General features: G+C 42.2%; 20 protein-coding genes and 1 tRNA gene. 9 read left to right on the top strand and 12 right to left on the bottom strand.

All coding sequences use genetic code 11. The features are described 5' to 3' along the window. Nucleotides 1-45 precede the first annotated feature (45 nt). A complete protein-coding gene (gene groL / locus ACLFKQ_RS02655) occupies nt 46-1,668 on the top strand; it encodes a chaperonin GroEL (protein ID WP_448998354.1) in 1,623 nt (540 codons plus the stop codon). 111 nt (nt 1,669-1,779) lie between these two features. Here groL and ACLFKQ_RS02650 read toward each other — a convergent pair whose 3' ends face one another. After that, complete coding sequence (locus tag ACLFKQ_RS02650) at nt 1,780-2,745, bottom strand: lysylphosphatidylglycerol synthase transmembrane domain-containing protein (protein WP_448998353.1); 966 nt, start codon at nt 2,743-2,745, stop codon at nt 1,780-1,782. Nucleotides 2,746-2,868: 123 nt separating this feature from the next. On the opposite strand from ACLFKQ_RS02650, the gene ACLFKQ_RS02645 reads away from it, so the two are divergent. Continuing rightward, nucleotides 2,869-3,555, top strand: a complete 687-nt coding sequence (locus ACLFKQ_RS02645) for a hypothetical protein (RefSeq protein ID WP_448998352.1) — start codon at nt 2,869-2,871, stop codon at nt 3,553-3,555. A 46-nt stretch (nt 3,556-3,601) separates the two neighbouring features. Here ACLFKQ_RS02645 and ACLFKQ_RS02640 read toward each other — a convergent pair whose 3' ends face one another. Continuing rightward, nucleotides 3,602-4,111 carry a hypothetical protein gene (locus ACLFKQ_RS02640; RefSeq protein WP_448998351.1) on the bottom strand — a complete coding sequence of 170 codons (510 nt, stop codon included), beginning with the start codon at nt 4,109-4,111 and terminating at the stop codon, nt 3,602-3,604. 85 nt (nt 4,112-4,196) lie between these two features. Continuing rightward, complete coding sequence (gene pyrE / locus ACLFKQ_RS02635; RefSeq protein WP_448998350.1) at nt 4,197-4,796, bottom strand: orotate phosphoribosyltransferase; 600 nt, start codon at nt 4,794-4,796, stop codon at nt 4,197-4,199. An 80-nt stretch (nt 4,797-4,876) separates the two neighbouring features. Here pyrE and ACLFKQ_RS02630 point away from each other — a divergent pair, with 80 nt between their 5' ends. Continuing rightward, the gene (locus ACLFKQ_RS02630; protein ID WP_448998349.1) at nt 4,877-5,266 is read left to right on the top strand and encodes a serine/threonine protein kinase; all 390 of its coding nucleotides are present in this window, start codon (nt 4,877-4,879) and stop codon (nt 5,264-5,266) included. 36 nt (nt 5,267-5,302) lie between these two features. Here the strand turns inward: ACLFKQ_RS02630 and ACLFKQ_RS02625 are convergent. Continuing rightward, nucleotides 5,303-5,375, bottom strand: a tRNA-Ile gene (locus ACLFKQ_RS02625). Nucleotides 5,376-5,461: 86 nt separating this feature from the next. Between ACLFKQ_RS02625 and ACLFKQ_RS02620 the strand changes: the two genes are divergently transcribed. Further along, a complete protein-coding gene (locus ACLFKQ_RS02620; RefSeq protein ID WP_448998348.1) occupies nt 5,462-6,139 on the top strand; it encodes a hypothetical protein in 678 nt (225 codons plus the stop codon). A gap of 180 nt (nt 6,140-6,319) precedes the next feature. Further along, the gene (locus tag ACLFKQ_RS02615; RefSeq protein WP_448998347.1) at nt 6,320-7,645 is read left to right on the top strand and encodes a hemolysin family protein; all 1,326 of its coding nucleotides are present in this window, start codon (nt 6,320-6,322) and stop codon (nt 7,643-7,645) included. A 13-nt stretch (nt 7,646-7,658) separates the two neighbouring features. Here the strand turns inward: ACLFKQ_RS02615 and ACLFKQ_RS02610 are convergent, their stop codons facing one another. The 5 genes from ACLFKQ_RS02610 to lysS all read right to left on the bottom strand — a co-directional run bounded on the left by ACLFKQ_RS02610 (nt 7,659) and on the right by lysS (nt 13,806). Continuing rightward, complete coding sequence (locus ACLFKQ_RS02610; protein ID WP_448998346.1) at nt 7,659-8,954, bottom strand: pentapeptide repeat-containing protein; 1,296 nt, start codon at nt 8,952-8,954, stop codon at nt 7,659-7,661. Nucleotides 8,955-9,107: 153 nt separating this feature from the next. Next, complete coding sequence (locus ACLFKQ_RS02605; protein WP_448998345.1) at nt 9,108-10,886, bottom strand: protein kinase domain-containing protein; 1,779 nt, start codon at nt 10,884-10,886, stop codon at nt 9,108-9,110. 20 nt (nt 10,887-10,906) lie between these two features. Further along, nucleotides 10,907-11,446: a GIY-YIG nuclease family protein gene (locus ACLFKQ_RS02600; protein ID WP_448998344.1), complete on the bottom strand. Its 540-nt coding sequence runs from the start codon at nt 11,444-11,446 to the stop codon at nt 10,907-10,909. Between the two features lie 120 nt (nt 11,447-11,566). Continuing rightward, on the bottom strand, nt 11,567-11,890 hold the full coding sequence (locus tag ACLFKQ_RS02595) for a hypothetical protein (protein ID WP_448998343.1): 324 nt from the start codon (nt 11,888-11,890) through the stop codon (nt 11,567-11,569). Nucleotides 11,891-12,084: 194 nt separating this feature from the next. Then, nucleotides 12,085-13,806, bottom strand: a complete 1,722-nt coding sequence (lysS, locus tag ACLFKQ_RS02590) for a lysine--tRNA ligase (RefSeq protein WP_448998342.1) — start codon at nt 13,804-13,806, stop codon at nt 12,085-12,087. A 302-nt stretch (nt 13,807-14,108) separates the two neighbouring features. Here lysS and ACLFKQ_RS02585 point away from each other — a divergent pair, with 302 nt between their 5' ends. From ACLFKQ_RS02585 to rpmA, 4 genes are all read left to right on the top strand, one after another. Next, nucleotides 14,109-15,197, top strand: coding sequence for a CobW family GTP-binding protein (locus ACLFKQ_RS02585; RefSeq protein WP_448998341.1), 1,089 nt, complete (start codon nt 14,109-14,111; stop codon nt 15,195-15,197). Between the two features lie 96 nt (nt 15,198-15,293). Further along, the gene (gene dtd / locus ACLFKQ_RS02580) at nt 15,294-15,746 is read left to right on the top strand and encodes a D-aminoacyl-tRNA deacylase (protein ID WP_448998340.1); all 453 of its coding nucleotides are present in this window, start codon (nt 15,294-15,296) and stop codon (nt 15,744-15,746) included. A 243-nt stretch (nt 15,747-15,989) separates the two neighbouring features. Beyond that, the gene (gene rplU / locus ACLFKQ_RS02575; protein WP_448998339.1) at nt 15,990-16,409 is read left to right on the top strand and encodes a 50S ribosomal protein L21; all 420 of its coding nucleotides are present in this window, start codon (nt 15,990-15,992) and stop codon (nt 16,407-16,409) included. 42 nt (nt 16,410-16,451) lie between these two features. After that, nucleotides 16,452-16,721: a 50S ribosomal protein L27 gene (gene rpmA / locus ACLFKQ_RS02570; RefSeq protein WP_448998338.1), complete on the top strand. Its 270-nt coding sequence runs from the start codon at nt 16,452-16,454 to the stop codon at nt 16,719-16,721. A 253-nt stretch (nt 16,722-16,974) separates the two neighbouring features. On the opposite strand, the gene ACLFKQ_RS02565 is transcribed toward rpmA, so the two are convergent. From ACLFKQ_RS02565 to ACLFKQ_RS02555, 3 genes are all read right to left on the bottom strand, one after another. Continuing rightward, complete coding sequence (locus ACLFKQ_RS02565) at nt 16,975-17,556, bottom strand: thioredoxin family protein (protein ID WP_448998337.1); 582 nt, start codon at nt 17,554-17,556, stop codon at nt 16,975-16,977. Nucleotides 17,557-17,595: 39 nt separating this feature from the next. Beyond that, nucleotides 17,596-20,220 carry a TIGR03960 family B12-binding radical SAM protein gene (locus tag ACLFKQ_RS02560; protein WP_448999440.1) on the bottom strand — a complete coding sequence of 875 codons (2,625 nt, stop codon included), beginning with the start codon at nt 20,218-20,220 and terminating at the stop codon, nt 17,596-17,598. 155 nt (nt 20,221-20,375) lie between these two features. Continuing rightward, nucleotides 20,376-20,711 carry an STAS domain-containing protein gene (locus ACLFKQ_RS02555; RefSeq protein ID WP_448998336.1) on the bottom strand — a complete coding sequence of 112 codons (336 nt, stop codon included), beginning with the start codon at nt 20,709-20,711 and terminating at the stop codon, nt 20,376-20,378. Between the last annotated feature and the right edge of the window lie 310 nt (nt 20,712-21,021).

Here is a 21,021-nt window from a genome sequence, read left to right as displayed (position 1 = left end):
AACTCAACCAATTTTTTCTGTAGTTTTGAGGCATAAGTAGATCCTATGGCTAAATCTATTATTTACGATGCTGAAGCTCGTCGCGCTTTAGAAAAGGGCATCGACCTACTAGCAGAGGCAGTTGCAGTCACCCTCGGACCTAAAGGACGCAATGTAGTTCTCGAAAAAAAATTTGGCGCGCCCCAAATTGTCAATGATGGGGTAACGATCGCCAAAGAAATTGAATTAGAAGATCATATCGAGAATACTGGTGTATCCTTAATCCGTCAAGCCGCTTCTAAAACTAACGACGTGGCTGGAGACGGAACCACTACGGCAACAGTATTGGCTCACGCGATCGTTAAAGAAGGTTTGCGTAACGTTGCTGCAGGTGCTAACCCCATTGCCATTAAGCGTGGTATCGACAAAGCAGTGGAGTTTTTGGTCGGCAAAATCAAAGAGCAAGCAAAACCGGTTGAAGATTCCAAGGCAGTCGCTCAAGTTGGTTCGATTTCATCAGGTAACGACGAAGAAGTCGGACAAATGATCGCTGAAGCAATGGATAAAGTCGGTAAGGAAGGAGTTATTTCCTTAGAAGAAGGAAAATCCATGTTTACCGAATTAGAAATCACCGAAGGGATGCGTTTCGACAAGGGCTATATTTCTCCCTATTTCGTTACCGATAGCGAACGCATGGAAGCAATTTTTGACGAGCCCTTTATCTTAATTACCGATAAGAAAATCACCCTGGTTCAAGACCTCGTTCCCATCCTCGAACAGGTAGCGCGTCAGGGCAAACCCTTGGTAATTATTGCCGAAGACATCGAAAAAGAAGCTCTAGCAACTCTCGTCGTCAACCGTCTACGGGGGGTACTCAATGTTACTGCAGTTAAAGCTCCCGGTTTTGGCGATCGCCGCAAACAAATGCTAGAAGACATTGCCGTATTAACTGGCGGTCAGGTTATCTCCGAAGATGCGGGATTAAAGCTAGAAAGCACCAAAGTCGAGATGCTTGGTAAAGCTCGTCGCATTACCATGACCAAAGACAACACCACTATCGTCGCCGAAGGTAATGAACAAGCAGTTAAAACTCGCTGTCATCAAATTCGCCGTCAAATTGAAGAAACCGAATCTTCTTATGACCAAGAAAAACTGCAAGAGCGTTTGGCTAAACTGAGTGGTGGCGTAGCAGTAATTAAAGTCGGTGCGGCTACCGAAACTGAAATGAAAGACCGCAAACTTCGCCTAGAAGACGCGATCAACGCTACCAAAGCTGCGGTTGAAGAAGGCATCGTTCCCGGTGGCGGTACTACTTTGGCTCATCTGACTAATGGCTTAGAAGAGTGGGCAAATGCCAACCTCAAAGACGAAGCCCTAACTGGTGCAACTATCGTCGCTCGCGCTCTAACGGCACCTCTAAAAAGAATTGCTGAAAACGCCGGTTTAAATGGTGCGGTAGTAGCCGAACGAGTTAAGGAAAAAGACATCAACATCGGTTTTAATGCTGCTACTAACGAGTACGTCAATATGTTCGATGCTGGTATTGTCGATCCTGCTAAAGTAACTCGCTCTGCTTTACAAAACGCAGCTTCGATCGCCGGAATGGTTCTAACTACAGAATGTATCGTTGTAGACAAACCAGAAAAAGATAAGCCTGCCGTTCCTGCTGGTGGTGACTTCGATTACTAATTAATCGTTAATTCGCTTTTCGGTAGCTGCTTCTGGTTGAAGCAGCTATTTTTTTTAATCCAAAAATCTCTATAGCAAAATTATTTTAGAAACTGCCTACACCACTTTCCCTTAACTTTCGACCTTTAACTTCTTAGCTTTTTTCAGTGCTGCCAACATTTGTCCCAAAAAAGGCAAACCAATTAAGGCGGGGATAAAATAACGGGAAGTACACAACAAACCCAATGCTGCTCCTGTCGCTTCACTAAAGTAATCTCGATAAAAATAAATTAGAGCCGCATCGCGAGTACCTATCCCCGCAAAGGTTAAAGGTAGTAACCCCGCTAAAATTGATAGAGGTGAAAGAGCCAGACTTACAATAAACGGTGTCTGAGCTTTGAGAGCGATGATAAATAGCCAAATTTGCAGTAGATGTAAAAACCAAATGAAAATAGAGGTTAGGGTAACGATCGATAACTGTCTTTTATCGCTCCAAAAATAATCGTGCATCTGTTGCCAAGAAGCCTGCATTTGCTCTAACTTTTGACCGATAGATTTGGGAGTTCTCGTGGTAAAGAGATTGAAAAATAGGTTGGCAAACTTTAGCGAACCCAATAATAGTAAGCCCAAAATTAGTCCAGTTCCTACCACCAAAGTCATCGCCCCAAACAAACTATCCTTATTGGGATAGAGAAGTAAACCAAAGACGCACCAGAACAATAAAGAGAGTAGATCGCAAGCTTTTTCGAAGATAGAAATAGCTAAAGCCAATGTCGCACTTAGATTGTGGCGATCGCACATAAAATAGGCTTTGGCAATATCTCCTATTTTAGAAGGCAAAACCGCGTTGAGAACGCTCGCACCGAGAATCAAACGGTTGGCTTCGACGAACTCCAAACTCGTACCTTTAGGCATCAACTGTTGTAGTCGCCAGGAGGTAAATAGGGTTATGGGTATTACCATCGCCAAACCGATCGTCAGCCACAGGCGATCGCAATTTTGAAAAACTTTTAGCAAGTTGGCAAAATCTATTTGCGAGTAAATGATTAGTAAAATAGCGACGCTGATGACCAGAGAGACAAAGCGTTTGAGGTTCATAGGAATTTATTTGGCGATCGACATCGGGGAAAAATTAAGTTTATAATATCCTGTGACTTTGGACTTTAATTTAAGTTGTCATTTATCTAGTTGAAATATTAGGATCGAGCTTAAAAACGCTCGATGAATCACCACATATTCACCCACTTTCCTATTGTTGTCTCCTGGTTTCGTAAAAGCCGTCAGGATTTTGCTCGCATTCCCCTATTAATTCGGTTGAATTTTTTCACGATTGTCTTTTTGGGGCTTCTCAGCATCTATGCCAAAGTTCGCAGTAAAGGACAGGGTGTCGAAAACTTATTTAGCGATCCTTTTAATATTGGTATTTTTTATTTAGGGTGGTTAACTAGTATTTCAGAAATTATGTGGTGTATGGCGATTGCCATTTGTAGCTTTACTATTGCTTTATTGCCCCGTTCGGATTACAGGTTTAAACTATTTCTATCTTTTAGTGCTTTGTTAATGGCTTTGTTCTATTTTGACGATCGTTTCCGTCTAACTTTGATACTCTGCGCTTTTTTTAATGCTTATCTGATAGTTGAGATTGCGGTTTATTCCATTTATGGCTCGATCCTGATTATTACTGCTAGTGTATTTCGCCATACGATTAAAAAAACTCCTTACGTTCCCTTATTAATTGCCTGTTTGCTGTTTGGGTTTTCTAGTGCGAGCGATCTCGTTCCTCTTGGTGGTCGGGGTGTTCGGGCTATGTTAGAAGATGGTACTAAATTGATTGGTTTGATTAATCTTACGGTTTATTTTTGGTACATCTGTCAGAGAAAAATCGCACGCAAAATAGGGGCACGGTAAATCCCACGCCCCAAAACAAACAATTATTTATTTTTACCACTATCTACTAACGCAGACTGCAAGAGTTACGATAAAAACTACGTAATAAAGTAGCACCACAAACCAGTTTGACTACCTCTAAAATCCAATAAGTTACGTGCATCGAAGCCATAGAACTAGAAGCGGCTCGAGCAGTTTCAAATTGATTCAAAGATAATCCCATCGCGCTGATGTGAGGAGTGAGATTGTAAGTGTAAACTAAAGCAATGATGAATAAAGTAACCGCTAGAAAAATACCTCTGTTGGGAATGTGAACTATCGAGCGATCGCCATAGCGAAATACCAAACATCCAGCCAAAACTATTGCAGCGCAGAGTAATTCGATATGATTGAACGAACCAAAAATTATATAGCTAGCACCAGCAAAACCAGATTCATTCATCATACCTGTCGATAGTAATCCAGGGATAATTAAACAATCAAAAACTAAACTCGCACTGAGCCAGAAACCTAAGGCAAACATTACGATTGCTTGCCAATTAATTTGTTTCGAAGGACTAGAAGATATAGAATTCATAAATTCAAAAAAATAATCTATTACTATTGCATTTCCAGCTTAACTAATAATTTTGGTATAAAACATCACAAAAAGTAAAGTAATTTTAAGTAGAGTATTGTTGTATTTCTGAGATTGAAAAAATAGCCTGAAAAGCAATTTCTTTAGATTTATACAATTCTTTTCCTCCCTGCTCGCGATCGACTAGAGCGATAATTCGTTCTACTCGATAACCAGCCGCCTGCAACCTTTCTACAGCAGTAAGAGCAGAGCCTCCCGTAGTGACTACATCTTCAAGAACGACTACTTTCGCTCCTTCGGGCAGTTGACAGCCTTCAATATAGGCTTGGGTTCCATGCCCTTTAGCTTGTTTGCGAACGATTAAAGCAGGAAGGGGACGATTTTCGATCGCCGAAACTAGGCTGACTGCAGTGACAATTGGATCGGCTCCCAAAGTCAAGCCGGCAACTGCGGCTGTATCTGCCGGTAAGAGAGGCAACAAAAGACGACCGATAACTAAGGCTCCTTCAGCTCTGAGAGTGACCTGTTTGCCATTAATATAATAAGAACTCCGCACTCCTGAAGAGAGAACGAAATCACCTTCAGTATAGGCATATTTGACGAGCAATTCTAATAAAATTTGACGTAAACGCTGGCGATCGACACTTAAAAGGGATGAGGTTGATTTTACTTTATCTAGATTCATTCAATAAGATTTATATAGTGGGCTTTCGTTCGATCTTCGGCTAGGATCGAGCAGAAGTTTACAGAAATTATCTAATTCTAATGTTTATTAAGTTTACTAAATTGACTAAAATCTTGGCGATAGCTAGTCTTGCCAGTCTATTTTCACTAGAAGTCAGGGCTCAAACAGAAACCGAAACGACTGCGATCGAGAAACCTATTTCTCTAGAGCAAGCTTTCAGAGCAGCTTATTTTGCCCATGCAAAAAATGCCTTTTATGAAAGCGGTATTCTCGGACAATTAAATACTATTTTTGGTTTTAACCGATTTCCCGAAACTCAAATTCTTCTAGATGGCAAAGCAGTAGATAATCTATATCGAGATGCTCTTCAACAGCAGGTGGGGGTAGGAATGCCTCTCAGAACCCCAGATCTCCCCAGTCCTTATGAAACATCTTTAATAGATTTAATCGAGTTTGTCGAGATGGAATAAACTGTTGCGATTATTTTTAACTACTTGTAAATCTCATCCAGGGTGCAGGAGTTGAACCTGCCTAGCACGAATTATGAGTTCGTTGCCTCAACCGCTCGGCCAACCCTGGTACTTTTTTTCTCTTCCAATCACTATATTAGATAAATACAGTAATTTTGACAAAACCGATCGCTCTTGTAGAAAGTTGATGCTCTGATGAAGCCCAAAAAAACATTGCTACTAACCCTGACTTTTTTTTCCCTGATGCTAAGTGCTAGTGTCGCTAGTGCTTATGTGGGATATCTTATGGGACGAGAAGCACTTAAAGTCGTAACTCAGCCAGACATTCAGTCTGAAGCTCGAGTTCGAGATGAAAAGCCCCTGGGAAATCATAAAGGGTTAAATTTGATTGCAGAAAAAGAAATATTAACAGAGGTTTACAATCGCACTCATCCACAAGAGCGAAAAAATAAGGAAGAGGAGCAATCTCAAACCGCTGAATCTGCCGAACTAATCGAATTTAATCCAAAAGCGGTAAATATTGCTAATTTTACTCCTTTAACTACTCAATCTCGAGGAGTAACTTTAATGGTATCTAATGCTCTATATGAAGCAGACTCTTTATTACTAGAATTACAACTTAAAAATCAAAATTCCCACTCAGTTCGCTTTTTGTATAGCTTTATCGATATTAGAGACGAGCACCACCTACCTCTGAGTGCCATACCCGAAGGTTTACCATCAGAACTACCAGCCGACAGTCAAAATTATCGGGGTAAGCTGAGAATTCCCTCAGCTTTGCTAGAAAATAGCAAAAAGATATCATTGACCTTGACTGACTATCCCGAACGCGAAATAAAACTACAATTAAATAACATTCCCATTGGTAGATAGACAACTATTGTGTTACTTGGAACCATGCTGAGAATATTTGTTTGACCTCATGCCAGAATGAGCAACGAAACCGCTTTTTTGTTTACTTTTGCCCTCGGGTTTAAGGTAGTTAATGATGAATCTTGTATGAGAAGTCTGATGTTAGTGGTACGAGTAATTTTTTCAATCGCTAATTAATCGATGGTCGATCGCAGTTTTTTTCTTACTTTTTTTGGTGTTTTCCTATTAATCGCGATTAATGCTTTCTTCGTTACCGCAGAATTTTCCATTGTCTCTGTCAGACGATCGCGCATCAGTCAATTAGTCAAAGACGGAGACATTCAAGCGCAGACCGTTCAATCCCTACAAAGAAGCATCGAGCGCTTGCTATCTACTACCCAATTAGGTATTACTCTTTCTAGCTTGGCTTTGGGGTGGGTGGGAGAGAGAACGATGGCGGTTTCAATCGCCTCGATAATTCGCAATTTAGCATTGCCACTGGGATTGTCTGAAGCGATCGCCCATTCTTTTGCCGTTCCGATCGCTTTTTTACTTTTAACCTATCTCCAGATAGTTTTGGGAGAACTTTGCCCCAAATCCGTCGCTTTACTTTATCCCGAACAGTTAGCACGGTTTTTCGGTCCGCCCAGCTTGGTAATTGCCCGAATTTTTAGACCTTTTATTGCCATTTTGAATTGGTCGACTCGCTGGTTTTTACGTCTGGGTGGCATCGAATATAATGGACAGGGATGGTATCACCAACTAACCTCTGAAGAATTGCAGTTAATCATTGCCACCGAGCGAGAATCTATCGGTTTGGAAGCTCAAGAAAGGCAGATAATTAAAAACGTCTTTGAATTTAGAGAAGATACCGCCGTCAAAGTGATGATTCCCCGTCCCGATATCCAGTTTTTAACTGTCGATACTACTATTAGGGAATTGCTCCAGACAGTAGCTATTAAAGGATATTCTCGCTATCCCGCTATCGGCGAATCCTTAGACGATATACGCGGCATCATCGATTATAAAAATTTAGCCGCTTCTCTGGCAAAAAGTCACTCAATCGAAGATTCGACTATTGAATCTTGGGTCGAACCAGTTAGCTTTATCTCTGAATCTACTTCTTTGTACGAATTGTTGCCATTAATGCAGCGCTCGTACCAAAAAATGGTCATTGTTGTGGACGAATTTGGCGGTACGTCTGGATTAATTACTCTACAAGACATGATCGACGAAATTATCGGTAACGTAGGAGCTCCGGCAGCAACACTCACAGATGCTCCGATTAAAATCGATGAAAATACTTTTATCGTTCCCGCACAGATGAATTTAGAGGAAGTTAACGAACAGCTACAGCTAAATCTACCTACGGCAGAGGAATATCATACTTTGGGCGGTTTTTTACTCTATCAATGGCAAAAAATTCCCGTTCAAGGGGAGAGGCTTCACTACGATAACCTCGATTTTATTGTTAGTGCTGCCGAAGATAATCGTCTCGAACGGATTACGGTACGTCGTAAGTATTAGTTTTCTACTCTTTTTATCTACCTAGTTTATTAGGAATTCCTTCACAACCTCCAGGGATCGTTGCTCTAGTTTTTTCTCCACCCCAGGCACAAAAATAATATCTTTGTTCGGCGCTGAGTCTTTTAACTCCTGAAAGATTGGCTTTTTCGATTACTACTCCCGTATTTTCTCCAGTTTCGTAGTTAGGTGATGCTTTAATGCTGCGGGGAGTAGCAGTTTCTAGTTCGCCATAATATAGACGAGTGCCTTTGAGGTCGGCACCTGCCAAATTAGCTTCGTATAGTACGGTACGGGCTAGATTAGCTTTGACCAGATCGCAATGACTGAGATTGGCTCTGACCATGTTGGCATCGCTTAAATCCGTCCAGCGTAAATCTTGACCGATCAGACTCGCTCCAGCTAACATCACCCCCAAATCAATTACTCTAATTCCGTAGGGGCGGTCTTCAGAGTAGCCACCACTTCCGTCTAGCATCGCTCTCCCTAGGCGATTATCCCGTTTTAGAGGAGTCAACAGGCGAGATTGGGATAAAAAACGAATTATTTTAGCTTTTCCACTTTCATCAACACTGGAAAAAATTGAAGCCGTTCTGCCTTCGGCGATCGCTCTTTCTTGAGGCCAATCTTCTAACAACCCTTCGTCATTAAGAGTCAAATCGGAAATTCCCTGAAAATAAGCGTCGATAGTTTGCTGTTGAGTAATGCGATTTTGCTGAATGGTTAAATCTTTGGAAATTACATATTGCGCCCAGGCGACATATACGGCAAGAATCGCAATGGATATTTGTCCTAAAGCGCCGATCCATTCTGCCCAAGAACCAAATTCGTCATATTTGAATCGGGTCAACCAATCTCCGACTCTACGATAGACACCGAGATAGTTCAATAATCCGGCAAGAGCGGCAGTAAAGCCAATAAATGCCAAGATCGCTTTTCTTTCTTGAGGATTTAAAAATTTGAGAATCCAATCTCGAACCGAGTTGAGAACTACACTCAAAGAAAACAATAAAGCAGCGATCGCCCCAGTTAGTCCCAGCCAAGCAAGATTCAGCCACAAGCCAACTCCCATGATCGCGATGGAAATTAAAATTAATTGCGATTGGGTAAAGCGCAATTTGTTAGTGGGAGCGGGAACGACGATTTTTTTAGGGGTTTGGCGATCGCTTGAGGAAGCTGTTGATGATTCCGATTTGACTAATGAAACAGATTGAGAGTCTCGCTCTGCTGAATCTGTTTTGCCATTTTCTGTTGTTTTTTCTTGGGTATTATCCAAATCAACGTTGGGAGTGGAGTTTAAGCGATCCTTCATCCTAGGGGGTAATTATTGCGATCTTTTCAACTATCATACTCAAACAAAGACTTCAAAGCATTTAACTAACTACCTACTGCGCTATGGTAGAGTTCCAAGTTCCAATAGCTCTAGGTTAATAATTTTAGGAACTTTTGCTGTCTTGACTGCTGGCTAAGCTCTTGTCTCCCAGACTGAAATATTTACCCGATCTTTAGAATCCCGTCTGATTTGTCCGCTACGATTGCCTACAGTAAAGGAAGTCAAGTCGGTTTGACGTGAATACACGCTTCTAAGCTTATCTTTGACACCTGCAGGTGCTTGACCGCCCAAGAGTTGAGCCAGAGTTTCCTGCATTGCACCTAAACTTAACTCCTGATTTAAGGTAATGTCAGTTTGATGTATTTTGCCCGTACTATCGGAGCGATAGCTGAGATTGACACGATCGGGGACGATGTCGCGATAAACTAAAACTTGACTGCCTTTTTTACCCCGTCGGTCTTGCTCTTGAAAAGTTGGTTCTCCCAAGGTACTGACTAGTTGACTTTCAGATGTTCCCGTCGTCGGGATGGGAACGTTGATTGCTGGTTTTGGTTGAAGATCGACTACTACTTCTGGCGGTTTGGATTTATTTTTGCTTATTTTAGGTCTTTCTAAATTGTTTTCTGGAGTTTCCGCCAATTCTTCTGTCTCTTGTTCCGTTTCTCCAGACTCCATCTCCTCTCTCGCCTTCGCTTCCTCGCTTTCTGCTTCCGGTTCTGCTTCTGTTTCTGTTTCGAGATCCTCTAGAGGAGGAAAGAGAATTGGTTCGGTATCTGCTGGTTCTACTTCTACTCGTGATGTCGCTGCGGGACGCGATCGCCACCAGCTAGAGATAGCGAAAAATCCTACCGAGAAGGTACCGACTGCTACTCCTACGGTAATTAGAATAAACCAGAAGACACCAACTAACCAGTTGCTCTTGCCAGATGTTTTGCGCTTGGGAAGGTCTATACCTACAGTATGACTCTGGTTTTGAGCAGGAACCCCTACACTACCACCAGTATGGGCAGGAGCAACTCTCAGAGTAGGACTGGTAATCTTGCCAGTTGGAGCTGCAGGCTGCAAAGCGGCTAGCATTTCTCTGGCACTAGCAAAGCGATCTCGGGGATGGAAACGAATGGCGCGGTTGAGTACGGCAATTAGTTCTTCATCGAGATCGGTAGCGTATTCTTGCCAGATTATTTCTCCAGTACGGGGATCGGTATCTAAATCCTGAGGAGATTTACCAGTCAGTAGAAAAATGGCAGTCAGTCCCAGAGCGTACAAATCGCTGGAGTAAACCGGACGACCTGCAGCTTGTTCTGAGGGCATATAGCCGGGAGTACCGATAGAAGCAGAGTAAATGCTACTAGAACTGCGCTCGACTGCAGTTACCATTGCTTCTTTGACTGCACCAAAATCGATCAGAAAAGGAGTTTTACCTTTGAGAATAATGTTTTCTGGTTTGATATCTCGATGAATGATGCGGCGACTGTGAATATAATCGAGTACGGGTAAAAGCTGCGACAAAATTTGTCTGACTTCTTCTCGGTGTAAATTACCTTCTCGTTGCCAATACTCGTCTAAGGTTACTCCTTCAATCCATTCTTGAACTAGATAAAATTTGTCTGCTTCGGAAAAATAGGCGTAAAGCCTGGGGATCTGGCGATTTTCTTCCCCTAATTCTTCTAGAATAGCCGCTTCTCGTTGGAACCTTTGTTTCATCCACAGAGGAATTTGTGGCTCGTTGACCACTGGCTTGAGCTGTTTGAGGACGCATTTTCGTCTCGATGGCATATGAGTATCTTCAGCCAAATAAGTCTCGCCAAACCCTCCTCTACCGAGAGTTTTAAAAATGCGATAGCGGTTATTCAGAAGTCCAGCTTTCATGTGTTTATAGATGGCAATGGTTATTGTAGATAATAGTTCCATCGCAGACGACTAAATGATTATCACTTTAGATCGAGTAAACCTCGTTCCTTTAGTTTGGGATTAAAACGGATATCCATTGTAACTCCACGCTCGCTCAAGCGCTGCTTAACCTCAGCTTCAACCCGTCTAGCTACCCGTTTTAGAATTTTAGCCCGTCCCAGTTCGTCATTTTCCTGATATTGTGCCTTTTCTTCCTCTGTCATATTTGGTTTGGTATCAATGGGCTGAGTCCAAATGGCTTTGGCTTCTCCATTGCCCATTGGAGTTGCACCATTCTCGGCGATCCAAGCGGCGACGATTTCTTCGAGTACTTTGCGACTGAGGCGATCGATCGCTTTTACTTTCAACCAATAGCAGGTTTGGGGTTGACGGACTAAATGCTGTTTGAGACTGAGATAGATATCTCGGGAAAAACCAACAAACTGTAATTGTTTGTGGCGGTCGAAGATCGCGTATACGCCGATGGTTTTTTGCAACTCTTGGTTAATTCTACCGTTGCCATCTAAGTATTCTATGTATTCCAAATCAGACAGAGATGGACTTACCGTTGGTGCAGTCATAAAACAATAATCGATCCAGATTTACTTCTAACTTTCCTGTAGCTGGTTGAACTTAGCGGAATTTTTCAATTAGTAAGAGCCTAATCTTATATTTAACTCCAAAAGCTAAAAACTCCAGGTTTATTTGACTTTGCGGTAGATCGCACAGAGACGATTGGGTTGAAAAATCTTAGCTTGAAACATGAAGCTGGGAGGAACGTTGATGATTATGTAATCGTCTGAAGCATGATACCTTTCATACTCGACGGGCATTCCTTTAGGAGTTCGCTGGCTGTAAGGTACGGGTTGAAATAACAGATTGGTAAACTCAATTGCGTTTTCTTTCAGACTTTGAGTAATCTGCTCAATAAAGGTCTCATTGGTGAGTAGGCTAAAGAGAATATTTCTAGCTTCTGGCTTGAGATTTAAGCTAGTATCATAATTTTTGACAATTTTCAGAGCCATTTTTCGTATTTGCCATGACAAAGGACTTTTGCGATCGTAGCAAACATCACTTAGTTAATTACCGAGTGTTAACTTTCTTGTATTTAAATGAAAATACTGCTGCTGGCAAAATCAATCTAAGAGAATACCTGAAAACTTTTCAGATATCCTCTGAGTAATCTTGTCAACTGACGCGAGCGAGAAATTAAATTGCTTTAAACCTCGCGATCGAATCCAAACTTATTTTTAATCTGAGAATTAAAATATTGTCCGATAGAGGAAGTTTGCTTTAATTCTTGATAAATTGATTGAGGAACATCGAGATACTTGTAGACACTGCCGTTAGCAAAGACAATTTTCAGAATTTGGTTATTCTCATCGTAATCAAAAGATTTAATCGCTTCGCTCTGAGATTTAAGTAAAGGAAAAGCAATTACATCCCGAATGCTAGGAGAATCTGCCAACAACATTACCAAGCGGTCTATACCAATACCCAAACCGCCAGTAGGAGGCATCCCATATTCCAAGGCGGCTAAAAAGTCTTCGTCTACATCATGAGCTTCTAAATCTCCTGCTGCTTTTTTGGCTGCTTGGGCTTCTAGTCTCTGTCTTTGATCTAAAGGATCGGTTAACTCAGAAAAACTATTGGCAATTTCTCTGCCGACGATAAATAATTCAAATCTTTCTACTAAACCCGGTTTACTACGGTGAGGTTTGGCTAAAGGCGATATTTCTACGGGATAGTCAACTACAAAAATTGGTTGAATTAAGGTTTCTTCTACTTTTTGCTCGAAAGCTTCATTGAGTAGCTGACCGATGCTGTTAAAGTCTGATGGTACTGCAATTCCTGCCTCTTGGGCTGCTGTTTTTGCCGCTTCAAAGTCAGTAAAACTACTAAAATCAATACCCGTCTCCTCTTTAACTAACTCGTGCATGGTAACTCTAGGCCAGGGAGTAGTAAGATCGATTGTCCCTCTTTGATAATTGACTTTCGTCGTTCCTAAAACTTCTTCGGCAACGAAACTAATTAAGTTTTCAGTCAATGCCATCATGTCATTGTAGTCGGCGTATGCCTGATAGACTTCGATCGAGGTGAATTCTGGGTTGTGGCGTGTAGAAACCCCTTCATTACGAAAGATTCTGCCTAGTTCGAATACTTTCTCGAAACCACCTACGATCAATCTTTTGAGATGTAATTCCGTAGCAATACGGAGATATAAATCCATCTCTAAGGTATTGTGATAGGTAACAAAAGGACGAGCATCGGCACCACCAGCTTCACTTTGTAAGACTGGAGTTTCGATTTCTAAAAAATCTCTAGTTTCTAAATAGCGACGAATAGCAGCGGTAATTTTAGCTCGCAGACGAAAAGTCTGTCTTACCTGGGGATTGGCAATCAGATCGACATATCGCTGGCGATAGCGTTTTTCAGTATCGGTCAAACCAGCCCACTTATCTGGTAAAGGCAATAAAGATTTAGTTAAGATGGCAAACTCACTGACGTATACTGAAAGTTCCCCTTTTTCAGTTCTTTTAATCGTTCCTTTAACACCTAAAATATCTCCCGTATCTGATAGCTTTTTAAGATGATTGAAAGCACCTACCAGATCGGACATAGTGTTATTAATACGTTTCTTGTCGAGGTAAAGCTGAATTTTATCCGTTTCATCCTGTAGTTCGAAAAAGGCTAGCTTGCCAAATACCCGTCGTGCGACAATTCTACCGGCGATCGCCACTTCATCGTCAACTTCTTCTCCGGCGGCTAAATCGGCATATTTTTTCTGTAACTCCGCAGCATGATGGGTTATGTCCCACTTGTAGGCATATGGATTTAATCCCAAATCTTTTAATTGCTGTAGCTTTTCAATTCTGGTGGCGCGAATTTCGTCTAAATTAGATTTGTTGGGTCGGTCGTCTGGGAACTGATTGGCTGTCATTGTAATCGATCGCTAAAACTTTAAATTAAAATAAATTACTATCGATAAGGCTGATTATTTTTTACTGACTAAAAGCGAGCGTACTTCTTGTTACTTAGAGCGTTTGCTACTTCTACAGCACAGGGGCAGATTGAATTATAGCGTATTAATCGAAGGATAAATTTTGCTGATTTTTTATTATCATCCAACTGCCTCAGCCATAGCAATTATCGGCAAAACTGTATCGTAAATACGTAATAATAATGTGGATACAAAAAACTATTGTTATTTATTTTAAGATAGTCTAGTTAGAAGCGATCGCTATGACCTCTGTTAATACTCAAACTCCTCAATCCTCTAGCATGGATGCACCCAAACGCGGTTTACCCGTCACCATCATTACCGGATTTCTCGGTAGCGGCAAAACAACCCTTCTCAACCACATTCTAACTAATCAAGAGGGGCTGAAAACTGCCGTGTTGGTCAATGAGTTTGGCGAAATCGGCATTGACAACGAATTAATCGTTACCACCGATGACAACATGGTCGAACTAAATAACGGCTGTATTTGCTGCACCATTAATGAAGATTTGGTCAACGCCGTTTATAAAATTCTCGAACGAGATGAAAAAATTGACTACTTAGTGGTGGAAACTACGGGACTTGCCGATCCGCTGCCCGTGGCACTAACTTTTTTAGGTACGGAATTGCGAGATATGACTCGTTTGGACTCGATCGTCACTATGGTAGACTGCGCCAATTTCAGTCTCGATTTATTTAATTCTCAAGCTGCTCAAAGCCAAATTCAATATGGCGATGTGATTGTACTCAACAAGACAGATTTAGTTGAAGAAGCAGACGTAGACGCTTTAGAAGTCAGACTGAGAGATTTAAAAAACGACGCGAGAATATTGCGTACTCAAAAATCTCAGGTGGCTTTACCTTTAATTTTGAGCGTTGGTTTGTTCGAGTCGGATAAGTATTTCGCCGAAGCAGAGTCAGAACATCATGACCACGAACACCACCATCATGACCATGACCATGACCACGACCATCACGACCACGGACACCACGATCGTTCTCATCACTTAGACAATGATGGTTTTACTTCTCTGTCACTGCAATTTGACAAACCTCTAGCGATTAGAAAATTTCAGTACTTCTTAGATAACCAATTGTCTCAAAATGTGTTTCGCGCTAAAGGGATCTTGTGGTTTGATGAGAGTCCCAAACGCCATATTTTTCATTTAAGCGGTAAGAGATTTAGCATCGAGGATGAAGAATGGCAGGGAGACAAGAAAAATCAGTTGGTTTTAATCGGTCAAAACTTAGACCACGATACCCTACGCCAACAAATTGAAAACTGTCTTTGTCTGCCTAGTAGCGATCGCGGTAAGGGATTTGGACAGTAAAACAAAACCAGTAGTTTGGAGTTAGTAGTTCCCACTCTACCTCCGATACTTTGTTTGCTTTTCCTAGATTGCTAACCTCAATCGCAAGTTGATTTGATGCGCGTAATTATTCAAAGAGTTAAGTCTTCTTCCGTTAGCATTGACGGACAAATTATCGGCGAAATTGGTAGAGGTTTAAATTTACTTGTAGCAATTGCCTCCACCGATACCGATGTCGAACTCGATTGGATGAGTCGTAAATGTTTAGAACTACGTTTGTTTTCTGAAAATTCAGAGAACGGCAAGTGGTCAAATTCGGTTTTGGACATTCAGGGAGAAATACTGGTAGTCAGCCAGTTTACTCTCTATGGTGATTGTGGTAAGGGTCGCCGTCCTTCGTTTAGCGGTTCGGCATCTCCGGCGATCGCCAAGAATTTATACGATCGCTTTGTGGCTAAACTAAAACAAAGTGGCTTAAAGGTAGCGACTGGTAAATTCGGTGCGATGATGGAGGTTAAAATCGAAAATGACGGTCCCGTAACTCTGTGGTTAGAAAAGGAAAATACATAAAAATAAAAAAAATCTTAGTTCCTGTACCTCGTTAAAGACGGCTAAAATATAAAAACTGAAATCGTAATTTGATGTATAATTAGAGATTGTGCGTCAAAGGTGCTCGGTCATCTTGAGGCGGAGCAACCTGAGAGCGGCGATCGACGACTGCTCGGATCGGGTGAATCTTAAAAAAAGCCAAGTTTCGATCCTATTTTTTAAATCTTGGCTACCCTTACGGCAACATTATCATTAGACAAACCAATGACTTACGCAATTATTGAAGCAGGCGGCAAACAAATGTGGGTCGAACCAGGTCGTTTTTACGACATCAATCTGCTGCCCGTAGAACCAGACTCAAATTATACTATAGACAAAGTTTTATTAATACATAATGGTGAGGACGTAACCGTCGGTCAACCTTATATCGAAGGTGCTACAGTCGAAGGTACGGTCATGCGTCATCGGCGGGGCAAAAAAGTAATTGTCTACAAAATGCAGCCCAAAAAGAAAACTCGCAAAAAACGCGGACACCGCCAAGAATTAACGCGTTTGATGATTAATTCGATTAATCTCAATGGTGAGGCGATCGCAGCTGCCGAAAGCGAAGCGGTAACAGTAAGCGAGACTGCATCGGAACCAGCGGACCCCCCCGCAGAACCTGTAGAAACTGGGGCAGAGTAATAAAATATCAAAAAGATCGATTAAATAATCAAGGAGAATCAAATGGCTCACAAGAAAGGAACTGGTAGTACCCGAAACGGTCGCGATTCTAATTCTAAGCGACTGGGTGTCAAACGCTATGGCGGTCAAGAAGTAACTGCCGGCAGCATTTTAGTTCGTCAGAGAGGAACCAAATATCATCCTGGTAATAATGTCGGTCGCGGCAAAGACGATACCTTATTCTCTTTGATAAACGGCATCGTCAAGTTTGAATATAGAACCAGAGGACAACGAAAAGTAAGCGTTTACCCTGCTACGGAAAAAGCTGCCTAATAGATAGTTGGTCTTTATTTAAGAAACCTCGCACCTGCTAAGCGGGTGCTCGTTTTGTTTTCGAGCATTCGTGTGACTTCTTCAGGCGATCGCCAAATGAGTAATGGCCATCATCTGTAGCAAACATCCAAGTATTTCATATGGAAGGCAAACGCGGGAATTCAGACCTACTAAACTATACACTGAGGACTTAAGATTGAGCGTTTAGTAGGACTGAAGCCATAGCCACGTCTTACACCAACTTGGGGCTGGTTTATCCGAAGTAATCGGGTTCGTTACCAGGTTTCCATTTAATGTTGCAACCGATGCTGGGTTTTTGATTGGGATCTACTGGTTTGCCTGCTAAGACTGCATCGATCGCACCCCGCAGATCTTTACCAGTTACCGGAATGTCAGTGCTGGGGCGGCTATCATCTAATTGTCCGCGATAGACTAATTTTTTATCGCCATCAAACAGAAAGAAATCGGGAGTACAGGCAGCAGTGTAAGTTTTGGCTACCTCCTGAGTTTCGTCATAGCAAAAGGGAAAGTTAAGGTCTAATTCCTTGGCCATTTTGAGTAAGTGTTCGGGAGAATCGTCGGGGTAATTCTCCACATCGTTAGCACTGATTGCCACGATCCCCAACGGGCGATCGCTGTAATCTTTACCAATTTGGGCTATTTCTTCTTTGACGTGCTTGACAAAAGGACAATGCTGACAGATAAACATCACCAATAAAGCTTCAGCATCGGCAAAGGTATCTAAAGAAATCTTTTGACCAGAAACCACATCTTGCAGTTCGAATTCTGGCGCGCTGGTGCCCAAAGGCAACATAGTTGATGCCGTTTTTACCATTTTTATCTCAAACCTATATAAATCGCGTCTGGATTAATTTTAGTCCTTCAAAATTAATTTCTGACGATGAACCTTGAGGATCTGAAATTCTTTGTGGGTTACTCGTTCGAGCATATAAGCTAGATTTTCGGGGCTTAAATTCGTCCCATCGTTGCGACAGCTACCAATAAAGCGCAGCACGGCAGAATTGCTACGATCGGATTCTAGACTGAGAGTAAACAGGCGATCGCGTAAGTTAATCTGCTGTTTTTTCCCCGATTTGGTGGTTTTTTCCCAGAAAATCTCCTGGCTATTTTCCACTGCGGCAAGCCACTGTTGCCAATTATCTTGTGTAAAATTATCTGCTTCAGTCTCTACTGTTATTAGATATTCTGCTCGATCTAAAAGTTGCGTCGCCGCTTTAACTTTAAGTCCGATTTCTTCGACTGCATAGATCGGAATATTATCCGGTAGTTGTGCTGCCAAGCGATTGCGAAATTCTGCCAGTTCTAAGTCTTCCGTCAATTCGAAATCGACAATTTCCCCACTGCTGGTAATACCTAATGATAGAGCATTGGCAATGGAAATTCTCGGTCCTGGATGATAACCACCAGTAAAAGAAATCGGCAAAGCTGCCCGTCGTATAGCGCGATCGAACAACCTAACCAGATCGAGATGACTGACCAATGCCATATCCCCTTGTTTGCCAAACCAGACTCTAATTCTCTGTTCGCGCTTTTGGATGGGTTGAAAATGTCCTTTAAATTCTGGTATGGGTAGGGGAGGAATGACAATGTTATGTCCGAAATCGGTGCCGCAAACTCCACAGTGGGAACAGCCTTCAAACGCACAGTCGGGAACGGTAGCTGCTTCTAAAGCGCGGTTTAAATCTTCTTTGAGCCATTGTTTGTCGATCCCCGTATTGAGATGATCCCAGGGTAAAGGTGCATTGGTAGCATCCTGGGGTGATGCTCCGAGTTTCTCTCTGTCAGTATCGAAGACATTCCACTCGCCGTTTTCTACCTGACGGTATTTCCAAGTCAAACCAGATTCAGCGATCGCTTTTTCCCAGGCACCATAAGCTTTATCTAAGTTTTCCCACCAGGAATCCATTCCCGCTCCTAGTTCCCAGGCACGACGCACTACAGCCGAGAGGCGGCGATCGCCACGACCGACAAAATCTTCCATTGCCGAGATGCGAACATCAGTATAGTTTATCTTGGTGCCTTTAATCCGTTTGAATTCACGACGCAGTAATTCCTGCTTGCGTTGAAATTCACTCGTAGAAACCGAGTGCCATTGAAAGGGAGTGTGGGGTTTGGGGGTAAAATTAGAGATAGTGATGTTAAAATTAAGCCTTTTTTTGCCAATTTGACTGCATTCGCGACGCAGCCAGCGCACGGTATCGGCAATACCGATGACATCTACATCGGTTTCCCCGGGTAAACCAATCATAAAGTAGAGTTTGATTTTGTTCCAGCCCTGCTCGACGGCGGTTTTAACTCCTCTAAGTAGTTCTTCGTTGGTCAAGCCTTTATTAACTACGTCTCGCATCCGTTGCGTTCCCGCTTCGGGAGCAAAAGTCAAACCCGACTGACGCAAGCCACCGATAATATTGGCGATGTTTTCGTCGAAGCGATCGACTCGCTGACTGGGTAGGGAAAGGGAAATATTTTCCCGTTGCAGGCGGTTTTTGATTTCCATACCCACTGCCGGTAACGCCAAATAGTCGGAACAACTGAGAGAAAGTAAGGAAAACTCGTTGTATCCCGTCGCCCGCATTCCTGTTTCAATCGCCTCTACTACCTGTTCTGGTTCGACATCGGTAGCAGGGCGAGTTAACATTCCTGGCTGACAAAAGCGACAGCCACGAGTACAGCCCCTTCTAATTTCTACCGTCAAGCGATCGTGTACCGTTTGAATGTAGGGGACTAAACCAACAGAATAAGCGGGGATCGGTGTTGCTATTCGACGTAGAATTCTGGGAGGAACTTCGGGGTGCGAGGGATATACCGAACCGTTTGCTGCCATTTCGTAGAACCTGGGAACGTATATCCCCGGAACTTGCGCCAAATCTAATAATAATTCTGCCTTACTCAAGCCTGCGGCTTTGCCTTCTCTGATGACCAAGCCAATTTCTGGTAATAGTTCCTCTCCGTCTCCCAAGGCGATAAAGTCAAAAAAGTCGGCATAGGGTTCGGGATTGGAAGTTGCGGTTTGTCCCCCGGCAAAGATTAGCGGATAGTCTCCTCCAGCTCTTTCACGCCAAGTTAGAGGGATTGCCGCTAAATCTAGCATTTCTAAAATATTTGTCGCTCCCAGTTCGTAGCTGAGACTAAAACCCAAAATATCGAAGTCTCGTAAAGGGCGTTGAGATTCGAGAGCAAATAAAGATTTATTGGACGAGCGCAACTTAGCAGCTAAATCTGGTGCGGGTAAGTAAGTGCGATCGCACAATTGCTGGGGCTGAGCGTTGATGATATTGTAAAGAATAATATGTCCTAAATTAGAAGCACCTACTTCATAAATCTCGGGATAGGTCAGTACCCAGCGTACTTCGGCATCCTTCCAGGGCTTGTGCCTTGCTCCTAGTTCGTTACCCAAATAACGAGCCGGTTTAGCTATATTTCCATCTAAAGTTATCTCGCCACCATCTCGAGCGGGTAACGAACTAGCTTCTGTCATTTTATTAGCAGAACTTTGAGAGACAAAGGTCAAAATGAACTTCTCCTGCAATCTATATAACGAGCAACACTCCTAGTTTTCTTACTATAGCTAAGGTTACTCTAACTTTGCAGCACTCATTTTGGCTCTTGCTAAAGTCTGCTATCTAATTTTATTTAATTTATTGCCGCTTCAAAACTGCTGCGGTTTTCAAAAATTTCGACGATTTTATCTAGCTGAGTCAACTCAAACACCATTTTTACTGAAGGAGCGACCGAACAAATAGCCAACCTTCTGCCCAAACTTTGGCACAAACGAAAAGCTTCGATTATAGCCACTAACGCTGCGCTATCGAGAAATTCCACATGGGACATGTCGATAAGAAAAGTAGAGTGCATTGAAGCTCTAATAGAAACCGTCAATCGCTCCGAAAATTCTTTAGCATTAGCCGCGCTGAGATATCCTTGTGGTTGAAAAGTAGCGAATTCAGTATATAGTTTTGTGTTGTTCATAATCTATTTGTACCACCCTAGATATTACTTAATGTTCTAGCTCGATCGTTAAAATAACATTTTGTAGTATAACGTGTTTCTCGCGATTACCACTAATGTTTACCAAAACTTAATTCAAACATGAAGACCCGATTAACTTCAGCCTCAATCTTTTAACAAATTAGCTTTAGATCTAGTTTAAAGTAACAAAAGTCACCAAATTATTCTCCAAGAGAATTCCCGATCTTTAGCATCGATCGGATTGAAATTACTCTAAGTATACGATCGGTTTTTTTAAAACTAATATCGGGATAAATACCGAAATATTTAG

This window comes from Myxosarcina sp. GI1(2024) (assembly GCF_053543375.1).
Note: the sequence above shows the minus strand (reverse complement) of the source record. Positions and strands in the feature narration are given on the sequence as shown.